We start from the raw sequence: 3,951 nt of genomic DNA, 5'->3' as shown, positions 1-3,951 counted from the left end.
ACAACCAGGTGCTCTGCCAGCTGAGCTATACCCACCATGTTTGTCCGGCGTGTTTCCCACCGGCCGAGAAGAAGTCTACAGGGTCTTGGGGGGTGCTCGCTCCCGGCTTTCCGCCGTGCCGGGAGCGAGCTGTGTCACACCGCCTTGGCGGGCAGGACGTGCTTGGCCGCGATGGCCTTCGCCGTGTCGGAGTCCGGGCCGGGCTGCGGCACGAAGATCGCCTCGCGGTAGTAGCGGAGCTCGGCGATCGACTCGCGGATGTCGGCAAGGGCGCGGTGGTTGCCGCTCTTCTTCGGGCTGGAGAAGTAGGCCCGCGGGTACCAGCGGCGGGCCAGCTCCTTCACCGACGACACGTCGACGATCCGGTAGTGCAGGTGGGACTCCAGGGCCGGCATGTCCCGCGAGAGGAAACCGCGGTCGGTGCCGACCGAGTTTCCGCACAGCGGGGCCTTGCCCGGCTCCGGGACGTGCTCGCGGACGTAGGCGAGGACCTGCTGCTCGGCGTCCTCCAGGGTGGTGCCCCGGTCCAGCTCCGCGAGCAGCCCGGAGGCCGTGTGCATCTGGCGCACCACCTCGGGCATGGTGACGAGGGCCTCGGCGGGCGGGCGGACGACAATGTCCACGCCGTCGCCGAGGATGTTCAGCTCCGAGTCGGTCACCAGGGCGGCCACCTCGATGAGCGCGTCGTCCGACAGCGAGAGCCCGGTCATCTCGCAGTCGATCCACACCATGCGATCGTTCATGCTCCTCACCCTACGGGGCGTTCCCGCTGGCCGGGCAGGCGTGGGGTGTAGAGGTCGGACTCCGGCTTGCCCGGTTCCGTGCCACTTATCCCATATCCACCGCTATGCCCGCCCGGATGGGTTCCGTGCGGGACGTGGCCCTGGTGCCCCCCGTGCGACGGCGGCGGCCCGCCGAGCACGCCGCCGGCACCGGACGCGGCGTGCGCCGGAGCCATGGCCGCGCGCCGGAGCGCCATCACCGACGGCTCCCCGGTCCGCTGCTCGCCCAGCTCCGGCCGGTCGAACCGGTCCGGACGCTCCCGCTCCGGACGTCCCTCGCGCTCGGCCCGCTCGGGGCGGTCGGCCGAGTTCTGGGGACGCCGCGCGCGGTACGCGGCCCGGTAGGCGGCCGGGGAGGACCCCAGCTGCCGGCGGAAGTGGCCGCGCAGGGCCACCGGCGAGCGGAAGCCGCAGCGGCCGGCGACCTCGTCCACGGAGTAGTCGGAGGTCTCCAGCAGCCGCTGCGCCTGGAGCACCCGCTGAGTGATCAGCCACTGCAGGGGCGCGCTCCCGGTGAGCGAGCGGAACCGCCGGTCGAAGGTCCGGCGGGACATGTACGCACGCGCGGCGAGCGTCTCCACGTCGAACTGCTCGTGGAGGTGCTCCAGCGCCCAGGCGACGACCTCGGCGAGCGGGTCGGCGCCGATCTCCTCCGGTAAAGACCTGTCGAGGTAGCGCTCCTGTCCGCCGCTGCGGCGCGGCGGGACGACGAGCCGGCGGGCCAGGGCCCCCGCGGCGTCGGCGCCGTGGTCGGTGCGGACGATGTGCAGGCACAGGTCGATGCCTGCCGCGGTGCCCGCGGACGTCAGTACGTCGCCGTCGTCCACGAAGAGCTCCCGCGGGTCCACGTGGACCGACGGATAGCGCTTGGCGAGCGTGGGCGCGTACATCCAGTGGGTGGTCGCGGGCCTGCCGTCGAGCAGGCCCGCCGCGGCCAGTACGAAGGCCCCGGTGCACAGCCCGACGATGCGGGCGCCCTCCTCGTGGGCACGGCGCAGTGCGTCGAGCGCGGCGGTGGGCGGCGGCTGGGTGATCGACCGCCAGGCCGGTACGACGACGGTGCCGGCCCGGGAGAGCGCCTCCAGGCCGTACGGTGCGGTCAATTCAAGACCGCCGGTTGTTCGCAATGGCACATCCTCGCCCGCGCACACCAGCAAGCGGTAGCGAGGGACTCCGGCATCCTGTCGGTCGATGCCGAACACGGAGAGCGGAATGGAGCTTTCGAAGATGGGGCCGCCGCTGAATAGCAGCACTGCGACGATCTCCCGGCGGCGGCGTCCGGAGAGCTTGCGCGTGGTCTCCGGTACGGTCGTGGAGTCCTGGCTCATGGCGCTAAGCCCCCCTCGGCGGTCGAGTCCTCTCGGTCCTGCACGTTTCCCCTCGGTCCTGAACGGTTCCCCCGCCGGTCATGGCCAAGATCGAATCTACTGCGTCGAATGGAGACGCAGTGACCAGTTCACCACTCGGCTCTAAGTCGACATGGCAACTTGGCGCGAAGCGTTCGATCACGAAGCGTTGCACTTGCAGGCCTCGGTGAAAAGTACGCCTCTCGCCCATGCCCAATCCCCGTAGGGTGCAACCGCCCTCCGCGGTCGTTTCCTTGCTGGTCGACCGGCTGTTAGGGGCGTCTCAAGCCAAGGTATGGGGTTCGGACTGAAGTTGGCTGAAAAGTGGTGGGTCCGGGTGTGCGAAAGTGTCATTCTCCCGGCGCGGAGCCACCGGGGTGGCGTCCTCCGCGGTGCGCCCCCGTGCCCGTCCGGCCATGCCGGCCGCGGTGCGGAATCGTCTGTTCCGCCAGGGCCCGGGCGGCGCTGCGCTCCGACTGGCGCAGCACGGCGCGGCAGGCGCAGGTGACGGCGACGAGCCCGGCCGCCGTGCCCGCGGCGCCGCCGAAGGACTGACCGCAGATCAGCAGGGTCACCGGGACGAGCACGCAGCTGAAGGCGGCCCAGCGGACCACGTCGCTCACCGGATCGGGGGAGTCCTGCGGCGGGGCGTCGGCGCGGGCGTGGTCACGGGTTCCGGGCACGGAGCGCTCCCTGCTGGCGGCGGGCTGGCGGTGGTACAACGCCCGGCCGGGGCCCTCGGTCACTGCGCCGAGCGCATCGGGAGTACACCCGGAGCACGGCGGGGGCATTGCGCTACGCGCCGCCCTCGTGCATGCTCCGGGGAACGCCCGCCCGCCACCCCACCCACCGGCGGCCCGGGCGGGCACCGCGTGCCACGCCCGTGCGACCCCGGGGCTCCGGGTCGCCGGTCGGCCCCTGGGCAGGCGGCGAGTGTCGCCGTACCCTGGTGGGTAAGTGATTGAAAAGATGAATCCCGGACGGATTTTGCCTCCAAGATCCGCGCCGGGGGAGCAACCGCCGATCTCCCTCCGCCCGAGGACACCCTTCGCCGAGATACCGATGGCCGGTCACGAATTCTCCGAACCTGCGGACCGCAAGCGGGTCGCCGATCACGCGGCGCACCCCGAAGCGGCGGAAGAAACACGCCATTCCTGCGATCCGGCGTTCCAGCACGGCGTCGTGGTGGGCTTCGACGGCTCCACGTCCAGCGAACGGGCGCTTGCGTATGCAATCGGGATGGCCCGGCGCTCCGGCTCCGGGCTGATCATCGTGCATGTCGCCAACCGGCTGCCGACGACGGTCTGGGCGGGCTGCGAGCCCCCCGTCTTCGTGGACGTCCCCGACCACCGCACCGAGGTCCTCGGCCTGGAACTGGCCTGTGCGGACCATTTGTCGGAGGTGCCGTGGATCCTCGTCGAGCGCGGCGGGGACATCTGCCACGAACTGGAGGAGGTCGGCCGGGAGTACGCGGCCGATGCGATCGTCGTCGGTTCGACGCACGGCCTGGTCGGCCGGATCTTCGGTTCGGTGGCGGGCCGGCTGGCCCGGCGGGCCCAGCGGCCCGTCGTCGTAATTCCGTAGCCGACTTCCCCACCCTGCAGGGGTGATGACTCCTGCCCCTGACTTGACGGCCCGTGAATCTACCCGCGCGTAGGGGGTGGATCGCGCCGCTACCGCGGGTAGGAACCGCCCGGACGGCGTGCTGCCGTACGGGAGGTGACGGTTCCCGGAAGCGGCGGCATCCCCGCCGGCCCGAGGGCGATGGCCGGCGTATGGGAAAGCGGCCTTCCCGCGCGCGTGGTGGCACGTGCGGGAAGGCC

At 71.6% G+C, this 3,951-nt stretch carries 4 protein-coding genes; 1 reads left to right on the top strand and 3 read right to left on the bottom strand.

The annotated features are described in order from the left end of the window. Window positions 1–134: 134 nt before the first annotated feature. The 3 genes from orn to V7793_RS34630 all read right to left on the bottom strand — a co-directional run bounded on the left by orn (window position 135) and on the right by V7793_RS34630 (window position 2,811). The gene (gene orn, locus V7793_RS34640) at window positions 135–743 is read right to left on the bottom strand and encodes an oligoribonuclease (protein ID WP_336013667.1); all 609 of its coding nucleotides are present in this window, start codon (window positions 741–743) and stop codon (window positions 135–137) included. Window positions 744–748: 5 nt separating this feature from the next. Next, complete coding sequence (locus tag V7793_RS34635) at window positions 749–2,110, bottom strand: helix-turn-helix domain-containing protein (RefSeq protein ID WP_336013666.1); 1,362 nt, start codon at window positions 2,108–2,110, stop codon at window positions 749–751. A gap of 368 nt (window positions 2,111–2,478) precedes the next feature. Then, the gene (locus V7793_RS34630; RefSeq protein ID WP_179080983.1) at window positions 2,479–2,811 is read right to left on the bottom strand and encodes a hypothetical protein; all 333 of its coding nucleotides are present in this window, start codon (window positions 2,809–2,811) and stop codon (window positions 2,479–2,481) included. A gap of 379 nt (window positions 2,812–3,190) precedes the next feature. Here V7793_RS34630 and V7793_RS34625 point away from each other — a divergent pair, with 379 nt between their 5' ends. After that, window positions 3,191–3,712: a universal stress protein gene (locus V7793_RS34625; RefSeq protein WP_058044349.1), complete on the top strand. Its 522-nt coding sequence runs from the start codon at window positions 3,191–3,193 to the stop codon at window positions 3,710–3,712. The last annotated feature ends 239 nt before the right edge of the window (window positions 3,713–3,951 follow it).

Origin of the sequence: Streptomyces sp. KLMMK (assembly GCF_036961605.1) — a bacterium.
In the GTDB taxonomy this organism is placed as follows: Bacteria; Actinomycetota; Actinomycetes; order Streptomycetales; family Streptomycetaceae; genus Streptomyces; species Streptomyces telluris.
The sequence above is the reverse complement of the archived record's forward strand: the minus strand, read 5'-3'. Positions and strand labels throughout refer to the sequence as shown.